Annotated in this window: 17 protein-coding genes; 6 read left to right on the top strand and 11 right to left on the bottom strand. The window is 54.1% G+C overall.

Annotated features, from left to right (window positions below; translation table 11 throughout):
* Position 1: 1 nt before the first annotated feature.
* Complete coding sequence (ltaE, locus tag DFO56_RS01725) at positions 2-1,000, bottom strand: low-specificity L-threonine aldolase (RefSeq protein WP_045506634.1); 999 nt, start codon at positions 998-1,000, stop codon at positions 2-4.
* 38 nt (positions 1,001-1,038) lie between these two features.
* Positions 1,039-2,757: a ubiquinone-dependent pyruvate dehydrogenase gene (gene poxB, locus DFO56_RS01720; RefSeq protein ID WP_020457208.1), complete on the bottom strand. Its 1,719-nt coding sequence runs from the start codon at positions 2,755-2,757 to the stop codon at positions 1,039-1,041.
* Between the two features lie 153 nt (positions 2,758-2,910).
* On the opposite strand from poxB, the gene DFO56_RS01715 reads away from it, so the two are divergent.
* Entirely contained in the window at positions 2,911-3,339 is a 429-nt protein-coding gene (locus tag DFO56_RS01715) for a DoxX family protein (protein ID WP_020457209.1), read from the top strand.
* A gap of 52 nt (positions 3,340-3,391) precedes the next feature.
* On the opposite strand, the gene hcr is transcribed toward DFO56_RS01715, so the two are convergent.
* From hcr to aqpZ, 4 genes are all read right to left on the bottom strand, one after another.
* Positions 3,392-4,360 (bottom strand): NADH oxidoreductase, encoded by a 969-nt coding sequence (hcr, locus tag DFO56_RS01710; RefSeq protein WP_020457210.1) that lies wholly within the window; start codon positions 4,358-4,360, stop codon positions 3,392-3,394.
* Positions 4,361-4,370: 10 nt separating this feature from the next.
* Entirely contained in the window at positions 4,371-6,023 is a 1,653-nt protein-coding gene (hcp, locus tag DFO56_RS01705; RefSeq protein WP_045506637.1) for a hydroxylamine reductase, read from the bottom strand.
* A 147-nt stretch (positions 6,024-6,170) separates the two neighbouring features.
* Positions 6,171-7,070 (bottom strand): lysine exporter LysO family protein, encoded by a 900-nt coding sequence (locus tag DFO56_RS01700; RefSeq protein ID WP_017456157.1) that lies wholly within the window; start codon positions 7,068-7,070, stop codon positions 6,171-6,173.
* A 126-nt stretch (positions 7,071-7,196) separates the two neighbouring features.
* Entirely contained in the window at positions 7,197-7,892 is a 696-nt protein-coding gene (gene aqpZ / locus DFO56_RS01695) for an aquaporin Z (protein ID WP_045506639.1), read from the bottom strand.
* 374 nt (positions 7,893-8,266) lie between these two features.
* Between aqpZ and DFO56_RS01690 the strand changes: the two genes are divergently transcribed.
* Positions 8,267-9,925 carry an ATP-dependent endonuclease gene (locus tag DFO56_RS01690; RefSeq protein WP_045506641.1) on the top strand — a complete coding sequence of 553 codons (1,659 nt, stop codon included), beginning with the start codon at positions 8,267-8,269 and terminating at the stop codon, positions 9,923-9,925.
* Here DFO56_RS01690 and DFO56_RS01685 read toward each other — a convergent pair.
* Positions 9,922-10,881 (bottom strand): VirK/YbjX family protein, encoded by a 960-nt coding sequence (locus DFO56_RS01685; RefSeq protein WP_045506644.1) that lies wholly within the window; start codon positions 10,879-10,881, stop codon positions 9,922-9,924. The two genes, DFO56_RS01690 and DFO56_RS01685, sit on opposite strands and share 4 nt — an antisense overlap.
* Positions 10,882-11,041: 160 nt before the next feature.
* Here DFO56_RS01685 and macA point away from each other — a divergent pair, with 160 nt between their 5' ends.
* The gene (gene macA / locus DFO56_RS01680; RefSeq protein ID WP_045506647.1) at positions 11,042-12,154 is read left to right on the top strand and encodes a macrolide transporter subunit MacA; all 1,113 of its coding nucleotides are present in this window, start codon (positions 11,042-11,044) and stop codon (positions 12,152-12,154) included.
* Positions 12,151-14,097, top strand: a complete 1,947-nt coding sequence (gene macB, locus DFO56_RS01675; protein WP_020457216.1) for a macrolide ABC transporter ATP-binding protein/permease MacB — start codon at positions 12,151-12,153, stop codon at positions 14,095-14,097. The genes macA and macB overlap by 4 nt, the downstream gene beginning before the upstream one ends.
* Before the next feature lie 64 nt (positions 14,098-14,161).
* Here the strand turns inward: macB and cspD are convergent, their stop codons facing one another.
* The gene (cspD, locus tag DFO56_RS01670) at positions 14,162-14,383 is read right to left on the bottom strand and encodes a cold shock-like protein CspD (protein WP_007374119.1); all 222 of its coding nucleotides are present in this window, start codon (positions 14,381-14,383) and stop codon (positions 14,162-14,164) included.
* Between the two features lie 328 nt (positions 14,384-14,711).
* Here cspD and clpS point away from each other — a divergent pair, with 328 nt between their 5' ends.
* Entirely contained in the window at positions 14,712-15,032 is a 321-nt protein-coding gene (gene clpS / locus DFO56_RS01665; protein WP_017456164.1) for an ATP-dependent Clp protease adapter ClpS, read from the top strand.
* Positions 15,033-15,062: 30 nt separating this feature from the next.
* Positions 15,063-17,354 (top strand): ATP-dependent Clp protease ATP-binding subunit ClpA, encoded by a 2,292-nt coding sequence (gene clpA, locus DFO56_RS01660; RefSeq protein ID WP_017456165.1) that lies wholly within the window; start codon positions 15,063-15,065, stop codon positions 17,352-17,354.
* Positions 17,355-17,421: 67 nt separating this feature from the next.
* Here the strand turns inward: clpA and DFO56_RS01655 are convergent, their stop codons facing one another.
* The 3 genes from DFO56_RS01655 to DFO56_RS01645 form a co-directional block, all read right to left on the bottom strand.
* The gene (locus DFO56_RS01655) at positions 17,422-18,810 is read right to left on the bottom strand and encodes a diguanylate cyclase (protein WP_045507234.1); all 1,389 of its coding nucleotides are present in this window, start codon (positions 18,808-18,810) and stop codon (positions 17,422-17,424) included.
* Positions 18,811-18,912: 102 nt separating this feature from the next.
* Positions 18,913-19,377, bottom strand: coding sequence for an RES family NAD+ phosphorylase (locus DFO56_RS01650; RefSeq protein ID WP_020457219.1), 465 nt, complete (start codon positions 19,375-19,377; stop codon positions 18,913-18,915).
* Entirely contained in the window at positions 19,374-19,817 is a 444-nt protein-coding gene (locus tag DFO56_RS01645; RefSeq protein WP_020457220.1) for an antitoxin Xre-like helix-turn-helix domain-containing protein, read from the bottom strand. The genes DFO56_RS01650 and DFO56_RS01645 overlap by 4 nt, the downstream gene beginning before the upstream one ends.
* Between the last annotated feature and the right edge of the window lie 72 nt (positions 19,818-19,889).

Below are 19,889 nucleotides of genomic sequence, written 5' to 3'. Positions count from 1 at the left end.
CTTAGTGCTGTAAAAAGGCCTGCCAGTGGTGAACCACCTCTGCCAGTTGCTGACGATTAACATCCAGATGCGTGACCAGGCGCACCACTGGCGAGGCGTTGATCAACACGCCGCGCTCGCGCAGATACGCGCCCAGCGCTTGTGCGTTATCGCCCGCCCGGATAAACAGCATATTGGTGTCGTGGCGCATCACATCTGCGCCAGCCTCTTTCAGCTGCGCGGCCAGCCACGCGGCATTCTCATGGTCTTCTTTCAGCCGCGCGACGTTGTTTTGTAATGCATAAAGGCCCGCCGCCGCCAGAATACCGGCCTGACGCATACCGCCGCCGGTCATTTTGCGCCAGCGATTAGCGCGGGTGATATACGCTTTATCGCCCACCAGCAGGGAGCCTACTGGCGTGCCGAGACCTTTCGACAGGCAAATGGTGAACGAGTCGCAAAATTGGGCGATCTCTTTCAGCTCGCAGTCATATTCCACCAGCGCGTTGAAGATGCGCGCACCGTCGACATGCAGCGACAACCCACGTTCGCGGGTAAACTCCCACGCCTGTCGCAGGTAGTCGCGCGGCAATACTTTGCCGTTGTGGGTGTTCTCAAGGCTCAGCAGTTTGGTACGAGCGAAGTGAATGTCATCGGCTTTGATTTTCGCCGCGACTTTATCCAGCGGCAGCGTACCATCGGCGGCGGCATCAATCGGTTGCGGCTGGATGCTGCCAAGCACCGCCGCGCCACCCGCTTCGTAGAGATAGTTATGCGCCCCCTGGCCGACAATATACTCTTCACCACGTTCGCAGTGGCTGAGCAGGGCGACCAGGTTGGCCTGGGTACCGGTCGGCAAAAACAACGCCGCCTCTTTACCGCTCAGTTCGGCGGCGTAACGTTGCAGTTCATTGACCGTCGGGTCATCACCGTAAACGTCGTCCCCGACCGGGGCGGCCATCATCTGTTCCAGCATGGCGCGGCTCGGGCGGGTTACGGTATCACTGCGTAAATCGATCACGGCATTTCCTTATCTTACGATGGGTAATGCCCTCTGTTTTACCTGAGCCAGTTGGTTTTCGCCAGTTCGATTACCTCATCGCCGCGCCCGCTAATGATGGCGCGCATCATGTAGAGACTAAAGCCTTTGGCCTGTTCCAGCTTGATTTGCGGCGGGATCGCCAGCTCTTCTTTCGCCACGGTGACATCCACCAGTACCGGACCATCGATCGAGAAGGCGCGTTGCAGCGCATCGTCAACATCGGCCGATTTTTCCACGCGAATACCGGTAATGCCGCAGGCCTCGGCGATACGCGCAAAGTTGGTATCCTGCAGTTCTGTGCCATCCGTCAGGTAGCCGCCCGCTTTCATCTCCATTGCCACAAAACCGAGCACGCTGTTATTAAAAACGATGATTTTCAACGGCAGTTTCATCTGCACGACCGACAGGAAATCGCCCATTAGCATGCTAAAACCCCCGTCGCCACACAGCGCGACCACTTGCCGTTGTGGGAATGTGGCCTGCGCGCCCAGCGCCTGCGGCATAGCATTGGCCATCGAACCATGGTTAAAGGAGCCAATCAGACGGCGTTTGCCATTCATTTTCAGGTAGCGCGCCGCCCAGACGGTTGGCGTACCGACATCGCAGGTGAAAATGGCGTCATCGTCAGCGAAGTGGCTAATTTGCTGCGCCAGATATTGCGGATGGATCGCTTTGTCGCTCGGTTTTGCCAGATCATCCAGCCCTTTGCGCGCCTGGCGATAGTCTTCCAGCGCTTTGTCGAGGAATTTGCGGTCGGTTTTCTCCTCCAGCAGTGGTAACAGAGCGGCCAGGGTGGCTTTGATATCGCCCACCAGCGCCATGTCTACCTTGCTGTGCGCGCCGATACTCCCCGGATTGATATCGATCTGGATTATTTTCGCATCAGTGGGGTAGAACGCGCGGTAAGGGAATTGAGTGCCGAGCAGCACCAGTGTGTCGGCATTCATCATGGTATGGAAACCCGATGAGAAGCCAATTAAGCCCGTCATTCCCACGTCAAAGGGGTTGTCGTACTCCACATGTTCTTTGCCGCGCATGGCGTGGACAATCGGCGCCTTCAGCTTACCGGCAAATGCCAGTAACTCTTTATGCGCCCCGGCACAGCCGCTGCCGCACATTAGCGCAATGTTAGTGGAATAGCGCAGCAGTTGCGCCAGTTTGTGCAACTCCTGCTCGGCAGGGGTGACAACCGGCTGTGGGGCGCTATACCAGTGGCTGCTGGCGCTTTCCGGCGCAGGTTTCAGCGCGACATCACCCGGCAATACCACCACCGACACGCCTTTGTTGAGAATGGCTTTGCGCATGGCGATCGCCAGTACCTGCGGGATCTGTTCCGGGTTTGACACCAGCTCGCAGTAGTGGCTGCATTCGCGAAACAGCTCCTGCGGATGGGTTTCCTGGAAATAACCGCTGCCGATCTCACTGGAAGGGATATGAGCGGCAATCGCCAGTACCGGGACATGGTTGCGGTGGCAGTCGAACAAGCCGTTAATCAAATGCAGGTTTCCTGGCCCGCACGAACCCGCGCAGACGGCCAGCTCGCCGGTGAGTTGTGCTTCTGCGCCGGCGGCAAAGGCGGCGACTTCTTCATGACGGGTCGGCATCCAGTCGATGGTGCCCATACGGTTCAGGCTGTCACTTAAGCCGTTAAGGGAATCGCCGGTTACCCCCCAGATGCGTTTTACGCCTGCCTGCTCCAGCGTTTTGGCGATATACGCGGCCACTGTCTGTTTCATCTACGACGCTCCTTTTTGTGATCTTGCTTACAAGCTTAGACAATGAATGCGTCACAAAGCGGATTTAGAATGAGCTTTTATAAAACAGGGGTTTATTTTTGTTACAGATCGGAATAGTCTGACACAGGTCGATGAAAACAGGAATCATTTCAAATGGTTAAATCATTGTTAAACTCAGTTAATAAGATGTTTTCGCATGAAGATTTTGGTCGTCTGCTGCTGCGTTTGATGGTCGGCGGGCTGATGTTATTCCACGGGCTGCACAAATTAATCGGCGGTATCGATGGGATTGCGGGGATGCTGGCGGCGAAGGGGCTTCCCGGTTTTATCGCTTATGGTGTGCTGATTGGCGAAGTGCTGTGCCCGATCCTGCTTATCCTCGGCGTACTGACGCGTCCTGCTGCGCTGGTGCTGGCGTTCACCATGGTTGTGGCCTGGCTGCTGGTTGGCGTGGGTAAAACCGGATCGCTGGATGCGACTGGCGCATGGGCGATTGAGAGCATGGTGTATTACTTTATTGCGGCGCTGGTGATTGCATTTATCGGTGCGGGTCGTTACTCCGTCGCACCTGCCTGGAAGTAAACGGTTTAAGGAAAAAGCGCCCTTCAGATGAGGGGCGCTTTTTTATTGCGGATTACGCCAGCACCAAATCGCCTTGTGGGTGGCAGGAGCAGGCCAGTACGAAGCCGTCGGCAATCTCTTGTTCCGTTAGCGTCATGGTGCTGCTGACGGTGTATTCACCGGAAACTACCTGCGTTTTACAGCAACCGCAGACACCGGCGCGACAGGCGGCATTGACCGGCATTTTATTGCTTTCCAGCGCATCCAGCAGCGTGCTGCCCACTGGCGCGTAGAAGGTTTTCATCGGCGAGAGTTTGCTGAATTTCAGCCCGCTGGTTGCGGCTTCAGCCACTGGGGTAAAGAATTTCTCTTTAAAGAAACGCGTCACGCCAAGCGCTTTGACTTCGCTTTCAACCCAATCCATATATGGCGCCGGGCCGCAGGTCATTACCGTGCGCGCCGCCAGTTCCGGCACCTGGCTCAGTAACTCGCGACTCAGACGACCAGCGGCAAAACCCGCCGTGGCGTTATTTTCTGCCACCAGCGTGACCGGGTAATCACGCCATTCATCGGCAAAAATCACGTCTTCCGGCGAACGCACATTGAAGATCACCTGTACGTCAGCATGCGGACGGTAATGCGCCAGCCAGCGACGCATTGACATAATCGGCGTCACGCCGCACCCTGCCGCCAGCAGCAACAGCTTATCGTTCGGTTCGTTATCGCAGGTGAATTCCCCCTGCGCATCGGAAAGCCACAGATAATCGCCGCGTTTTACTTCCCGTGTCAGCCACTGAGAACCTGCGCCATTATCAATACGGCGGATGGTCAGCGTGATGTATTCGCTAACGCCCGGCGTGGACGAAATGGTATAGGCCCGCAGCGTATCCGCGCTGTTGCGGATACTCACCAGCGCATATTGCCCGGCGCGATAGGGGTAGTAATCGTGGCACAACAGCGACAGTGTCCAGACATCCGGCGTTTCCTGCTGGATATGGTGAACCTGCATACGCCACGGGCATTGAGGGGTTGGCATGGTCATCGTTAGCTCCTTATGCGCTCAGCAACTGCTGCATATCCTGTTCCACGGTCGTGACCTGGCGCAGGCCGAATTTCTCATTCAGCACCGCCAGCAGATCCGGCGTCAGGAAGCCCGGGGCCGTCGGCCCGGTGACAATATTCGTCACACCCAGCGAGAGCAGAGTCAGCAGGATGACAATCGCTTTTTGTTCGAACCAGGAGAGCACCAGCGACAGCGGCAGATCGTTAACACCGCAGCCCAGTTTTTCCGCCAGCGTCACCGCCAGGATGATGGCTGAGTAAGCATCGTTACACTGACCCGCATCAATCAGGCGCGGCAGACCTTCAATGTTGCCAAAGTCGAGTTTGTTAAAGCGGTATTTACCGCAGGCCAGCGTCAGGATCAGGCAGTCATCCGGCACCTGGGTGGCGAAGTCGGTAAAGTAGTTACGCTCACCGCGCGCACCGTCACAGCCACCAACGAGGAAGACGTGACGCAGTTTTTCACGGCTCACCAAATCAATCAGTGAATCCACCGCGCCAAGCAGCGTCTGGCGACCAAAACCGACGGTGATCAGGTGTTCGATTTCGCTGAACGGGAAGCCGGACATCTGCTGCGCCTGGCGGATCACCGGTGCGAAGTCGTCGCCTTCCAGATGGTTAACACCCGGCCAGCCGACGATGCTGCGCGTCCAGATACGGTCGTCATAAGCACCAACGGTCGGGTCGATAATGCAGTTGGACGTCATGACGATGGGGCCAGGGAAGCGGGCGAATTCCACCTGCTGGTTCTGCCAGCCGCTACCGTAGTTACCGACCAGATGTTTGAATTTGCGCAGTTCCGGGTAGCCGTGCGCCGGTAGCATTTCACCGTGGGTATAGACGTTTACGCCCGTGCCTTCGGTTTGTTGCAGCAGGTTGTAGAGATCTTTCAGGTCGTGGCCGGAAATCAGGATGCATTTCCCGGCAACGGCTTTGACGTTGACCTGAGTAGGCGTCGGGTGACCGTAAGTGCTGGTTTCACCGGCATCCAGAATGCTCATCACGCTGAAGTTCATCTGGCCAATTTCCATTGAGCATTCGAGCAGGGCATTCATATCAGAAGGCCAGGTACCCAGCCATGCCATGATTTTGTGATAACGGGCGTAGATATCGTTGTCGTACTGGCCCAGCACATGGGCGTGTTCCATATAGGCCGCCGCGCCTTTCAGGCCGTACAGGCAGAGCAGGCGTAAACCAAGGATGTTTTCGCCAATCGCCGCTTTGTCTTTGTTCGGCGTGAACTCTGCCGCCTGGCGCTGTAATTCGCCGAGATCGTCGCTGACCAGTTGCAGGTCGGCCATTGGATTGTCGACGTGGGCATTCGGATCAATAGCGAGGCAGCGTGCTTTCAGCGCTTCACGTTTGGCGATTGCCTCGCGCGCGTAGCCGACAATACGCACGGAATCGAAGTTAACGTTGGTGAGGGTAGAGAAGAAGGCGCGCGGCGCGAAGTTATCGATCTCATGGTCAATCAGATCGTACTCACGTGCTTTGCTGGCCCAGGCGGAGAGCCCTTGTAACGCGGCAATCAATAGATCCTGCAGGTCGGAGGTTTCGGCGGTTTTACCGCACATCCCCTGCGCGTACGCACAGCCGTTGCCCGCCGGAGTTCGGATGGTTTGTTCACATTGCACACAAAACATGGTCACACCTTTATGTTAAAGTTATATTTGAAATGCATGTTTAAGATTATGCTGCTGTCGGCAGGCTTAAAAGCGATTTTGACGGCAATTTAAGGGGATATTGATTTAGCGCAAGTTTGGCGGCAGGCATCTACCGCCAATGAAGTATCAGGCAGAGAAAAAGGCCATTAAAAGCGGCACAAGCAAGCTGAGAATAAAACCGTGCACAATGGCGGCGGGCACCAGTTCCAGGCCACCGGAGCGCTGGAGTACCGGGAGGGTGAAATCCATCGAGGTCGCGCCCGATAACCCAAGCGCGGTAGAGCGGCTGCGGCGCACCAGACCAGGGATCAGCATGATGGCAATCAACTCGCGCGCCAGATCGTTAAAGAAGGCGGCGCTGCCGATCACCGGGCCGAACGACTCGGTAAGCAGAATGCCCGACAACGAATACCAGCCAAATCCCGAAGCCATGGCAAGACCCGTTTTCAGCGGCAGGCCGAGGATCAGCGCATTAATCACGCCGCCAATCAGCGAGCTGGCAGCAACCACCACGGCAATAATCATTCCCCGGCGGTTAAGGACAATCTGTTTCAGCGTCATGCCGCTGTTACGCAACTGAATACCCACCAGCAGCAACAGGAAGATCAGTGTGTATTCGCTGGCTTCCGTGGCATAGCGTAAAAACGCCACCCCGGAAAGACCAATGGCGAAACCGATAACCACCACACCGCACAGACGCAGGGATTCCAGCGCCATCGCAATCCGCGAAGGCAATTTTTCTTGCTGGTGCTGGTGATGCCAGGGCAGCGTACGCTCCAGCCACAGCAGTGCAGCAGCGTTACACAGCAGGATCACCACCACGCTAACCGCCGAGTAATGCAATATCGCCAGTAAGTTCGCGCTGAGATTATCGAGAAAAGCGAGGCTTATCCCCATAAAAAAGAGGATCAGATAGACAATCCAGCTGAGTAATTTATTGATAAGTTTGAGCGCAGCAGTGTGACGCAGGGGAACCAGATAACCGATGACCAACGGCAGAAGAATAATTAACAGTCCTGAAAGCATGAAGCGCCCGAATCCTTGCAAAGTGAAAACACCGGGGAACACACTACCCAAAGGTTGAAAATGAGTAAAGCTGCAAAAAATAAGAAAGATTATGCAAAAGACCCGGCACAAAACCGGGTCTTTATCTTAAGTGCGTTTTTCCAGCAGCGTACGGTAGATAACGCCACCGAGGATACCGCCGATAATCGGCATCACCCAGAACATCCATAACTGTTCTAACGCCCAGCCGCCCTGGAAAATCGCCACGGCGGTGCTGCGCGCCGGGTTAACCGAGGTGTTGGTGACCGGGATACTGATCAAATGGATTAATGTCAGCGCCAGCCCAATGGCGATAGGTGCAAAGCCGACAGGTGCATTTTTATCTGTCGCACCGTGAATAACCAGCAGGAAACCGCAGCTCAGGACAATCTCAATAATAATGGCGGAATACATTGAGTAATGTCCTGGGGAATGTTCTCCGTAGCCGTTAGAGGCGAAACCGCTGGCCGCCGCATCGAAACCACTTTTACCGCTGGCAATTAAATAGAGCACTGCCGCGGCAATAATGCCGCCAACCAGTTGCGCGAGAATATATCCCACCACATCTTTTGCCGGAAAACGACCGCCAGCCCACAGGCCGAGTGTGACTGCCGGATTAAAATGACCGCCGGAAATATGCCCGACGGCAAATGCCATGGTCATGACCGTTAAACCGAACGCCAGCGCCACCCCGGCAAAACCAATGCCGGTTTGCGGAAACGTTGCCGCCAGCACTGCGCTGCCGCAGCCACCAAATACCAGCCAGAATGTGCCAAAACATTCCGCCGCTAATTTTCTAAACATAGCCACCTCGATAAAAACAGAAACGGGCCCAGACCCGCGCCGTGTGTCAGACATCAATGGATGCGTGAATAAAAGCGTGCGTATTGTAGGGAGTTACAAAATAAAATAACCAGTTATAAAAACCAGTAAATTGATTTAAAATAGATAATTTATCGTAAGTTGTTGCTTTTAACTGGTGTTAAGTTTTTTGCTTATGTCAGTAAATAAGAAATATATGCTATTTAATATCGCGGTTCGTTTTTTTAAATATTACAACGATTGAGCCACTGCATATATTTCAATGAAATATTGCACTTAGCGCGTGTTCTGCCGCTTTTCGTCCCGCTATACTCCTTCAAGAATAGACGGAAAAGCCCAGAGATGCCGGAGGAAGAATGATTCTGGAGCGCGTGGATATTGTCGGCTTTCGCGGCATTAATCGTTTATCGCTGATGCTTGAGCAGAACAACGTGTTAATTGGGGAAAACGCCTGGGGTAAATCGAGCCTGTTGGACGCGTTAACCCTGCTGCTGTCACCGGAAATGGATCTCTACCATTTTGTCCGCGATGATTTTTGGTTCCCGCCGGGGGATCTGCAAGGGCGGGAACATCATCTGCATATTATTCTGACTTTTCGCGAATCCGAACCCGGACGCTACCGCACGCGGCGTTACCGCCCGCTGGCAGATTGTTGGGTTGCCGGGAATGACGGTTATCGCCGCCTGTTCTACCGGCATGAAGGCGAGCTTTCCGACGATGGCAGCGTAATGACGCTACGCGGTTTTCTCGATGCGCAAGGAGATTTGCTGCCGCTGGAAGACATTGATGAAAGTGCCCGCCATCTGGTGCGGCTGATGCCGGTACTGCGGCTGCGTGATGCGCGCTTTATGCGCCGCATCCGTAACGGCAGCGTGCCGGATACGCCGTTGCTGGAAAACACCGCGCGTCAGCTTGATTTCCTCTCCCACGAATTGATCTCCCGCCCGCAAAATTTAACCGACGCGCAGATACGCCACGGGCTGTCAGCGATGGTGCAATTGCTTGAGCACTATTTTGCCGAGCAGGGTAGCGGCGCTTCACACCAGCGCCTGATGCGGCGCCGCTCTCATGATGAGCAACGTAGCTGGCGCTATCTCGACATTATTAACCGCATGATCGATAAACCCGGCGGGCGGATGTACCGGGTTATTCTGCTGGGGTTTTTCGCCACGCTGTTGCAGGCGAAAGGTTCTGTCCATCTCGACCGTGACGCGCGGCCGCTATTGCTGGTGGAAGATCCGGAAACGCGGCTGCATCCGATCATGCTCTCTGTGGCCTGGCAATTGCTGAATTTGCTGCCGCTACAAAAGATAACCACCACCAACTCCGGTGAGCTGCTGTCGTTAACACCGGTTGAACATGTTTGTCGCCTGGTGCGCGAGTCTTCGCGTGTGGCGGCCTGGCGTCTTGGCCCTGGCGGTTTAAGTGCCGAAGATGGGCGGCGCATTGCGTTTCATATTCGCGTTAACCGGCCTTCTTCACTCTTTGCCCGCTGCTGGTTGCTGGTGGAAGGGGAGACGGAGAACTGGGTTATCAATGAACTGGCGCGCCAGTGCGGTCATCATTTCGATGCCGAAGGGGTGAAAATTATCGAATTTGCCCAGTCAGGCTTAAAGCCGCTCATTAAGTTTGCGCGCCGCATGGGTATTGAGTGGCATGTGCTGGTGGATGGCGACGAAGCCGGGAAGAAGTATGCCGCTACCGTGCGTAGCCTGCTCGATAACGACAGGGATCAGACGCGCGAACATTTGACGGAACTGCCGGCGCTGGATATGGAGCATTTTATGTACCGGGAAGGGTTCGCCGATGTCTATCACCGTGTCGCACAGTTACCGGAAAATGTGTCGATAAATATGCGGCGGGTGATTATCAAAGCGATCCACCGTTCGTCAAAACCGGATCTGGCGATTGAAGTGGCACTGGAAGCGGGCAGGCGCGGCGTGGAGTCGGTGCCGCACCTGTTTCGTAAAATGTTTTCCCGCGTGCTATGGCTGGCACGCGGGCGGGCAGATTAGTTCTGGCAGTGAGCGACAGTCTGCGCCTGCAGACTGTCGAGCAGCTCGTAGCGGCGGCGATACTCAGAACGCTTTTTGCTGGCGATCTCTTCCATCGGTTTGCGCGGCATCACCAGGGGCAGCACGAAGTCGCCGTGCTGATCGGCAACGGCACCCAGCGATTCCCAGAAACTGTTGTAATCGGCATGCAGCAGCCCCTGTTTTTTCTTGCGATAACGCGCGTTGCGGTAGATATGCGTTTCATTACTGACAGCGCGGATCGCTTCCACTTGCAGAAATTGCGCCATCGTCATGGCCGTTTCCACCAGCAGACGTTTCGGGAACAACCCATGACACGCCTTGGTCGCTACCTGAATCGCCTCATGCGGAACATGCGCTTTCGCGCCCTGCAGTCCACCAATATAGAGCGTTGTCTTGCCGGCGAACTGGCACAATGCAAAAGTCAGTTCCGCGAGTATAGTGTCTTGCGCATCGCAGAATACCAGTGTCGCTTCACCCTCTTTATCCAGCATGAAATCTGAACGCAACCGCAGCGTATAGGCCTGCTCATCTTTACCGGTCAGCACGGCCAGCGTGAGGCCGGGTTTGCTGAGATAGCTGTTGATAAGCGCAGCGGGCAACAGGCGAATCATGTTTTCATAGTGCCAGCAAATAGCCTCCGCCGTTTGCGTGCGGTTCATATTGATTGACAGCCACGGGCGGTGTAACCGGCACGGCAGACCAGGCTGAACGTGCAGCATCTGCGCCAGGAGAGGTTGCTGGACCAGGCGAGCCAAATAACGCATGGTGCTGACTGGCGTGGTCAACGAGCGCAGCAAAAATTTACGGCGATAAGCCGGGTTCTGCCAGGCGCGGCCCGGCATCAGTTCACCGGATATTAAACAACGAAAGAGCTGCCCGGCGGTTTTTGGTAGCGGTTGTTCGTCGGAATGGGAAAGATCGGCAATGGTGGACATGGTGCAATCCGGAGGTAACAAGAATGAGCCAATTTCAGCACAATCAAACTCAACGGCAGCTAAATGAAAGATGGAGAAAATAAGAATTTTCTGTTTCGTTGATATTTTGTTTAGTTAAAAATGATTTGATAAACCGCAGGTCCGATTATTTGGGATTGTTATGAAACTGAAGGGAAAACGCAGGACAGTAATGATTGTGCTGGCAGTGGTGGTTTTACTGGCGGCATTTTGGTTGTGGAGCAAACTTAATGCCCCGGTCATTCAGTACCAGACGCTGATAGTGCGGCCGGGTGAATTGCAACAAAGCGTGCTGGCGACCGGGAAGCTGGATGCGCTCCGTAAGGTTGATGTTGGCGCCCAGGTAAATGGTCAGTTAAAAACACTGTCGGTGAATATCGGCGATAAGGTAAAGAAAGATCAGCTTTTAGGCGTGATCGACCCCGAGCAGGCGGAAAACCAAATTAAGGAAGTCGATGCGACATTAATGGAACTGCGGGCGCAGCGGCGTCAGGCGCTGGCTGAACTGAAGCTGGCCCAGGTAACACTAGCGCGTCAGCTGCAACTGGTGAAAAGCAATTTGATCTCCCGCCAGGAGCTGGACACCTCTGCGACGGATGTGGCGGTAAAAGAAGCGCAAATTGGCACCATTGATGCCCAGATCAAACGTAACCAGGCCACACTGGATACCGCGAAAACCAACCTTGATTACACACGTATTCTTGCGCCGATGGCCGGTGAAGTGACGCAAATCACCACGCTGCAGGGCCAGACGGTGATTGCCGTGCAACAAGCGCCGAACATCCTGACGCTGGCCGATATGAGTACCATGCTGGTGAAAGCGCAGGTTTCCGAAGCGGATGTCATCCACCTCAAGCCGGGGCAGAAAGCATGGTTCACCGTGCTGGGCGATCCGGGAACACGCTATGAAGGCGAGCTGAAAGATATTCTGCCGACGCCGGAAAAGGTCAACGATGCGATTTTTTACTATGCGCGTTTTGAAGTGCCAAACCCGGAGGGTGTATTGCGCCTTGATATGACCGCGCAGGTGCATATCCAACTGACCGGCCTGAAAAATGTGATCACCATCCCTCTGGCGGCGCTTGGCGATCCGGTGGGGGACAACCGTTATAAAGTGAAGGTGCTGCGTAATGGTGAAACCCGCGAGCGAGAGGTGACGCTGGGCGCACGTAATGATACGGAAGTGGTGGTGACGAAAGGCCTGGATGCGGGCGAAGAAGTGGTGATTGGCGAGAAAAGCGGAGCGGCGCAATGACCGCATTGCTGGACCTGAATAATATTCGCCGCAGTTACCCGTCCGGTGACGGACCGGTCGAGGTGCTAAAAGGCATCACGCTGCGCATTAATGCTGGCGAAATGGTGGCGATTGTTGGCGCATCCGGCTCCGGTAAATCCACGCTGATGAATATTCTGGGTTGCCTGGACAAGCCCACCAGCGGCACTTACCGGGTGGCGGGAACGGATGTATCGTTGCTCAGTAGCGACCAGCTTGCGCAGCTACGCCGCGAACATTTCGGTTTTATCTTTCAGCGTTATCATCTGCTTTCCCATTTGACCGCAGCGCAGAACGTCGAAGTTCCGGCGGTGTATGCGGGGACGGAACGTAAAGCGCGACTGGAGCGTGCAAAAGCATTACTGACCCGCTTAGGGCTGGGGGAGCGGGCGGATTATCAACCGTCGCAGCTCTCCGGCGGACAGCAACAGCGCGTGAGTATTGCCCGCGCGTTGATGAATGGCGGCCAGGTGATTCTGGCCGATGAACCGACCGGCGCCCTCGACAGCCACTCAGGCGAAGAGGTAATGGCAATCCTGCATCAGTTGCGCGATCGCGGGCATACGGTAATTATCGTGACGCACGATCCGCAGGTGGCCGCGCAGGCAGAGCGGGTGATTGAAATTCGTGATGGCGAGATAATTAGTAACCCGCCAGCCAAAACGGAAGCCGCCGCGCCCGCAAACCATGACGCGATCATGACGCACGCCGGGGGCTGGCGGCAATTTGTCAGCCGTTTTCAGGAAGCGTTGACCATGGCCTGGCGCGCCATGGCGGCCAATAAAATGCGCACCTTGTTGACCATGCTCGGCATTATTATCGGTATTGCTTCAGTGGTCTCGATTGTGGTGGTCGGTGATGCGGCGAAACAGCTGGTGCTGGCGGATATTCGCTCAATAGGCACCAATACGATTGATGTCTATCCCGGCAAAGATTTTGGCGATGACGAGCCGCAATACCAGCAGGCGCTGAAGTATGACGATCTGCAGGCGATTCAAAAACAGCCCTGGGTTAAATCAGCCACACCTGCCGTTTCACAAAATCTGCGTTTGCGCTACGGCAATATTGATGTGGCGGCGAGCGCCAATGGCGTAAGCGGGCAATATTTTAATGTGTATGGCATGACGTTCAGCGAAGGTGCCTCGTTTAACGAGGAGCAACTGAAAGGTCGGGCGCAAGTGGTGGTGCTCGACAGCAACACCCGCCGTCAGTTATTCCCCAATAAAGCCAGCGTGGTCGGCGAGGTAATCCTGGTGGGTAACATGCCGGCGACGGTGATTGGTGTGGCGGAGGAGAAGCAATCGATGTTTGGCAGCAGCAAAATCCTGCGCGTCTGGCTGCCGTACAGCACCATCTCGGGGCGTATTATGGGGCAGTCCTGGCTAAACTCCATTACGGTGCGGGTGAATGAGGGCTACAGCAGTGAGCAGGCGGAGCAGCAGCTCACGCGGTTGCTCAGCCTGCGCCACGGTAAGAAAGATTTCTTCGTCTGGAATATGGACGGGGTCTTGAAAACAGCGGAAAAGACCACACGTACTCTTCAGCTGTTTTTAACGCTGGTGGCGGTCATTTCGTTGCTGGTTGGCGGTATCGGTGTGATGAATATTATGCTGGTGTCGGTCACCGAGCGGACGCGTGAGATTGGCATCAGGATGGCGGTTGGTGCCCGGGCGGGGGACGTCTTGTCGCAGTTTCTGATTGAGGCGGTGTTTGTTTGCCTTGTCGGTGGCGCGCTCGGCGTCACGCTATCTATGTTGATTGCCTTTACCTTGCAACTCTTTTTACCGGGCTGGGAGATTGGGTTTTCACCGGTGGCACTGTTAACGGCATTTTTATGTTCGACATTTACCGGTGTGCTGTTCGGCTGGTTGCCTGCGCGTAATGCCGCGCGGCTGGATCCGGTAGACGCGCTGGCTCGCGAGTAATAAAAATGCCAGCCGATTGGGCTGGCATTTTGACTGCGGCATGTACACAATGTGATAACAGGCTTCAGGCCATGGCTTCCACTTCTACGGGCACGATGACGCTGGCGTGATTGCCTTTAGGGCCCTGGTGTACATCAAACCGGACAGTCTGCCCGGCCTTTAACGTTCTGTAACCATCCATTTGAATGGTGGAGTAATGCGCGAAGATATCTTCGCCGCCGCCTTCAGGGCAGATAAAACCAAACCCTTTGGCATTGTTGAACCACTTAACAGTACCCGTTTCCATGCTTCGACATCCTTCGTAAATCTTATTTAAGTAAGATGGAATGAACCGGTGGTAGAGCAAGCGGGCTGTTCAAAACCTCGCCAACTCTCGACTGTACAATTTAGATAATTCGTATATCGCGTCAAGCATTTGGCAGGGGTTCTTGGAGGCGACGCATCAAAATTTTGAAGCAGTTAACGCTATTACAAAGGAATGTGACAGCCGTCGCGAATGACAACGATAGATGATTGTTATCTGTCATCTGATGTAGATTGAAAATACATCTAGACTCATGTAATCGGCCGATTAAACGCTGCCGGAAACTGTAACCTAAGATGAAACGCTAACGATGGGTAAGAGCAATAGCTGGCTGGATTTCGACCAATTGGCGGAAGATAAACTGCGCGACGCGCTGAAACCGCCATCCATGTATAAAGTTATGTTAATGAACGATGATTACACGCCGATGGAATTTGTTATTGACGTGCTACAAAAGTTCTTTTCTTATGATGTAGAACGTGCAACGCAACTGATGCTTACGGTTCACTATCACGGCAGGGCTATTTGCGGTGTTTTCACCGCTGAGGTTGCCGAGACGAAAGTCGCAATGGTGAACAAGTACGCCAGGGAGAACGAGCATCCGTTGCTGTGTACGCTGGAAAGAGCCTGAATGCAGGCATGAAACTTGGGGGAGGTGCCTATGCTCAATCAAGAACTGGAACTCAGTTTAAACATGGCTTTCGCCAGAGCGCGCGAGCACCGACATGAGTTTATGACCGTCGAGCACTTGTTACTGGCGCTGCTCAGTAACCCATCTGCCCGCGAAGCGCTGGAAGCGTGTTCAGTGGACCTGGTGGCGCTGCGGCAGGAACTCGAAGCCTTCATCGAACAAACCACACCCGTTCTACCCATGAGCGAAGAGGAGCGCGACACACAGCCGACGCTCAGCTTCCAGCGTGTTCTTCAGCGCGCGGTGTTTCACGTTCAGTCATCCGGGCGCAGCGAAGTGTCCGGCGCGAACGTTCTGGTTGCCATTTTTAGCGAGCAGGAGTCGCAAGCGGCTTATCTGCTGCGCAAACATGAAGTAAGCCGCCTTGACGTGGTGAACTTTATCTCTCACGGCACGCGTAAAGACGAGCCAGGCCCATCATCTGACGCCACTGGCAGCAGCAGTAGCGGGCAGGTGAACAGCGAAGAGCAGGCAGGAGGGGAGGAACGTATGGAAAACTTCACCACCAACCTTAATCAGCTTGCTCGTGTGGGAGGAATCGACCCGCTGATTGGCCGTGGTAAAGAACTTGAACGTGCGATTCAGGTTCTGTGCCGCCGTCGTAAAAATAACCCGCTGCTGGTGGGTGAATCCGGCGTAGGTAAAACCGCCATCGCCGAAGGGCTGGCGTGGCGTATTGTGCAGGGCGACGTGCCAGAAGTGATGGCAGATTGCACAATTTACTCGCTGGATATCGGTTCACTGCTGGCCGGTACTAAATACCGTGGCGATTTCGAAAAACGTTTCAAGGCGTTGCTGAAACAACTTGAGCAGGACAATAACAGCATTCTGTTTATCGATGAGATCCATACCATCATCGGTGCAGGCGCTGCGTCTGGTGGGCAAGTGGATGCCGCAAACCTGATCAAGCCGCTGCTTTCCAGCGGTAAAATCCGCGTCATGGGGTCCACCACGTATCAGGAATTCAGCAATATCTTTGAAAAAGATCGTGCTCTGGCGCGTCGCTTCCAGAAAATTGATATCACTGAGCCGTCCGTCGAGGAAACGGTGCAGATTATCAATGGCCTGAAACCGAAATACGAAGCGCACCACGATGTACGTTATACGGCGAAAGCGGTGCGTGCAGCGGTAGAGCTGGCGGTGAAATACATCAATGATCGCCATCTGCCGGATAAAGCGATTGATGTTATCGACGAAGCGGGCGCGCGCGCGCGTCTGATGCCGGTAAGCAAGCGTAAGAAAACCGTTAACGTGGCGGATATCGAATCGGTGGTGGCCCGTATCGCGCGTATTCCTGAGAAGAGTGTTTCTCAGAGCGACCGCGATACGCTGAAAAATCTTGGCGATCGTCTGAAAATGCTGGTGTTCGGTCAGGATAAAGCCATTGAGGCATTAACCGAGGCCATCAAAATGAGCCGGGCAGGGCTGGGTCAAGACCATAAACCGGTCGGTTCCTTCCTGTTTGCTGGCCCAACCGGCGTGGGTAAAACCGAGGTGACAGTGCAGCTATCAAAAGCGCTGGGCATTGAGCTGCTGCGTTTTGATATGTCCGAATATATGGAACGTCATACTGTCAGCCGTTTGATTGGTGCGCCTCCGGGCTATGTAGGTTTTGATCAGGGTGGTCTGTTGACCGACGCGGTGATCAAACATCCGCACGCGGTGCTGCTGCTTGATGAAATCGAAAAAGCGCATCCGGATGTCTTTAACTTGCTGTTGCAGGTGATGGACAACGGAACGCTGACCGATAACAACGGGCGCAAAGCTGATTTCCGCAACGTGGTGCTGGTGATGACCACCAACGCCGGGGTGCGTGAAACCGAGCGCAAATCCATTGGTCTTATCCACCAGGATAACAGCACCGATGCGATGGAAGAGATCAAAAAGATCTTTACGCCGGAGTTCCGCAACCGTCTGGACAACATTATATGGTTCGATCACTTGTCGACTGAGGTGATCCATCAGGTGGTCGACAAGTTTATTGTCGAACTCCAGGTGCAGTTGGATCAGAAAGGCGTATCGCTGGAAGTCAGCCAGGAAGCTCGCGACTGGCTGGCAGAGAAAGGATACGACCGCGCAATGGGCGCTCGCCCGATGGCGCGTGTTATCCAGGACAACCTGAAAAAACCGCTGGCCAACGAACTGCTGTTCGGTTCGCTGGTTGATGGTGGCCAGGTCACGGTAACGCTGAATAAAGAGAAAAATGAGCTGGAATACGGCTTCCAGAGTGCGCAGAAGCACAAACCGGAAGCAGCACATTAATCTCTGTACTTCACATCTAAAAACCGGGCGATATCAGCCCGGTTTTTTTATGCCTGCAAAAGCAGCTTCAAATAACGCTGGTTTCGATACGATTGCGCCCGTGGCTTTTAGCAACATAAAGCGCACGATCCGCTTTATCAATTAAACGCTTGTAATCCGGGTGGTAATCAAACCCGGCGACGCCAATGCTAACGGTGACCGAGAAGTGTTGTGCGGGTGTGACTTCAATCGTCAACGCGGCGATTTTCTGCCGCAGCGCTTCCAGAATGATCTTCGCCTGTAACAGGTCAGATTCGACCAGCAGCACCATAAACTCTTCACCGCCGTAGCGGAAAACGTAATCACTGCTGCGGAAGTGATCATAGATGGCAGCGGCTACCGTTTTGAGCGTGATATCGCCCGCGCTGTGCCCGAAGCTGTCGTTGATTCTCTTAAAGTGATCAATATCCAGCATCGCCAGAATAAAGGGTTTACGCACATTCAGTGCCAGCGAGATCTCCCGGCGCATAATGGTGGGAATAAAGCGGCGGTTAAGCAGTTGCGTCAGTGGATCTTTGCCATTTTCCAGCTCTACCAGCGCATCGAACATCGCGACAAGCAGACGGTGGATTTGCCCGGTAAGCTGGCGTACTGTCTGCAACACCGCCATTCGTGGCTCCATCTCTAGCGATTGTTCTGCCGTAAGCGCCCGAGTAATGCGCTCGTCAGCCTGATTAATGAGTGCATCCATGTTAGCCAGCATCTTCTGATTGCCCAGCAGATGCTTACCTTTATGAGAAAACCACATGCCGAAATCCGATTCCGACAGGTAAATCAGATCCGCTGCGGGCAATCCGGTGGCGATATTGTAGATAAACTGGTTTTCCCAGCTGGTCAGGGCGCTAATCTGCCGCTCGCGCTCAACATTCACATCATCATAAATGGATAACAGGCGGTACTGTTCCTGTGCCTGCATTGAATTCTGATAACCTGGCGAATATGAAACGGTCATGGCTTCTATCGCGGTATCCATTGCCAGGCTGCTAAAGCAAAGGGTTTGGCTGAGTAATATGGGGGGAATCGTCGCTTTTGCTTGTAATAAATCATAAAGTTCATTTTTCAGCTTACGCGCTCCCCGAGCGACAAGGTCGATCGGTAAACCAATACGCGCATGAACGATGCCAATTTCCCGCTGTTTTTCCAGAAGTTGTTCGATGTCCTCTTTCGCACTACCCAACACGCTGCGCAGCCAGTGAAACATACTATGGCTAAGGCGTGTACTCACCTGTTCAGTGTTTAAAAACAGCTCACTTTCACTGTGCGAAAGCATGTAGTCATAAAAAACATTAACCAGATGGCGAATTTCCTCATCGGCCAGGGCAGACAGAATATCGTGTACTTGCGGTGGAGTTTGCTGCAGTAAGACCTGCCACTCTGTGAGAAGTAATGAGTGATGATTGTGTCCAACCTGTTCCATGCTTTCGCCAACCATTAATTTTGATGAAGTATGCGCAAGATAGTACGGCGGAAGGCAGGGGGCTGGTCAAGAAAAAACATCGCCCGGTAAGTTGCGCAAAAATTACGGGTGTGCCAGGCGTGGATCAAAAAAGAAAGGAAGCGCTTTTACTGTTTTTAACAGCTTATTAAAAGCGGGGTGATTCGGGTTCAGAATTGCATTATTCTCAAGCGGAACAACGCATGACGGCAGCACCAGCGCGACGGCGCTGTTGGCTTCCAGCCAGGCGGTACCTAAATCCATAGTCGAAAGCGGCGCCGGGTTTTCCTGCCAGTCCGGCGGTAGCCATTGCTTATCCAGATATTCAATCTCCTTGTCAGGGATCTCAATACTGAACAGTCCATACTGGTTCATAACCGCGTCACTGTGCATATGCACCAGCATTTCGAGTGCGGCAAGCGAAACGGATGAGGCGACGTAAACCGCCGGGTGACCTTTGTGATTCCAGCGACCGCCATAAAGATTTGCACCGCTGCCTGTCCAGGCTTCGCTGGCGTAGCGGCGCGTTACCAGTCGATAAAAGATCACGCAAACACTCCGTGTTCCAGCCTGCCGAGCAGGTCGGTCACTTCCAGCGCGCCACTTTCAGTGGCAATCAGCGAAATCGGCGCCACATTGCCAAGGCCGCGAACGGGGGTTTCCAGCCAGTCCCACGCCATCTTTTTGCTACCGAAAAACTGTACCGCAGCATCAACAACCCTTACTAAACGCGCAATACGCTCACTTTCTTCCGGTGTGAGTGTACGGCCGGCGCTTTTGCGACGCGCAACATTCCGTTCATTGATACCCGTGACGCGCAGGATGTCGGAGCGGGACATTTCTGTCCATTCATGAATATTGTCGAGAATGCTGACTGGCAAGCCTTCGTTCAACATCTGAACGAGTTTTAGCCCCCTGTTGGCGGGGAAACCGGCAAAGCGCCAGAGTGCATTTTCGGCTGGTTTTTGATCCGGGCTCCAGGTTCTCATCTTTCCTCCCGTGTGATGACATTTGTCAGGGTTAAGTATAGACAATTGTCGTCATTGGTTAAAGTCTAATCA

Source organism: Kosakonia sp. AG348, from assembly GCF_003337365.1.
GTDB lineage: Bacteria > Pseudomonadota > Gammaproteobacteria > Enterobacterales > Enterobacteriaceae > Kosakonia.
This window is presented reverse-complemented; position numbering and strand designations above follow the sequence as displayed.

Excerpts from the sequence above, each read along its gene's own strand:
- clpA (WP_017456165.1), top strand. The coding sequence starts at position 15,063 with ATGCTCAATCAAGAACTGGAACTCAGTTTAAACATGGCTTTCGCCAGA.
- macA (WP_045506647.1), top strand. The coding sequence starts at position 11,042 with ATGAAACTGAAGGGAAAACGCAGGACAGTAATGATTGTGCTGGCAGTG.
- hcp (WP_045506637.1), bottom strand. The coding sequence starts at position 6,023 with ATGTTTTGTGTGCAATGTGAACAAACCATCCGAACTCCGGCGGGCAAC.
- DFO56_RS01655 (WP_045507234.1), bottom strand. The coding sequence starts at position 18,810 with ATGGAACAGGTTGGACACAATCATCACTCATTACTTCTCACAGAGTGG.
- cspD (WP_007374119.1), bottom strand. The coding sequence starts at position 14,383 with ATGGAAACGGGTACTGTTAAGTGGTTCAACAATGCCAAAGGGTTTGGT.
- hcr (WP_020457210.1), bottom strand. The coding sequence starts at position 4,360 with ATGACCATGCCAACCCCTCAATGCCCGTGGCGTATGCAGGTTCACCAT.
- DFO56_RS01645 (WP_020457220.1), bottom strand. The coding sequence starts at position 19,817 with ATGAGAACCTGGAGCCCGGATCAAAAACCAGCCGAAAATGCACTCTGG.
- poxB (WP_020457208.1), bottom strand. The coding sequence starts at position 2,757 with ATGAAACAGACAGTGGCCGCGTATATCGCCAAAACGCTGGAGCAGGCA.
- DFO56_RS01685 (WP_045506644.1), bottom strand. The coding sequence starts at position 10,881 with ATGTCCACCATTGCCGATCTTTCCCATTCCGACGAACAACCGCTACCA.
- DFO56_RS01715 (WP_020457209.1), top strand. The coding sequence starts at position 2,911 with ATGGTTAAATCATTGTTAAACTCAGTTAATAAGATGTTTTCGCATGAA.
- DFO56_RS01700 (WP_017456157.1), bottom strand. The coding sequence starts at position 7,070 with ATGCTTTCAGGACTGTTAATTATTCTTCTGCCGTTGGTCATCGGTTAT.
- clpS (WP_017456164.1), top strand. The coding sequence starts at position 14,712 with ATGGGTAAGAGCAATAGCTGGCTGGATTTCGACCAATTGGCGGAAGAT.
- macB (WP_020457216.1), top strand. The coding sequence starts at position 12,151 with ATGACCGCATTGCTGGACCTGAATAATATTCGCCGCAGTTACCCGTCC.
- aqpZ (WP_045506639.1), bottom strand. The coding sequence starts at position 7,892 with ATGTTTAGAAAATTAGCGGCGGAATGTTTTGGCACATTCTGGCTGGTA.
- DFO56_RS01690 (WP_045506641.1), top strand. The coding sequence starts at position 8,267 with ATGATTCTGGAGCGCGTGGATATTGTCGGCTTTCGCGGCATTAATCGT.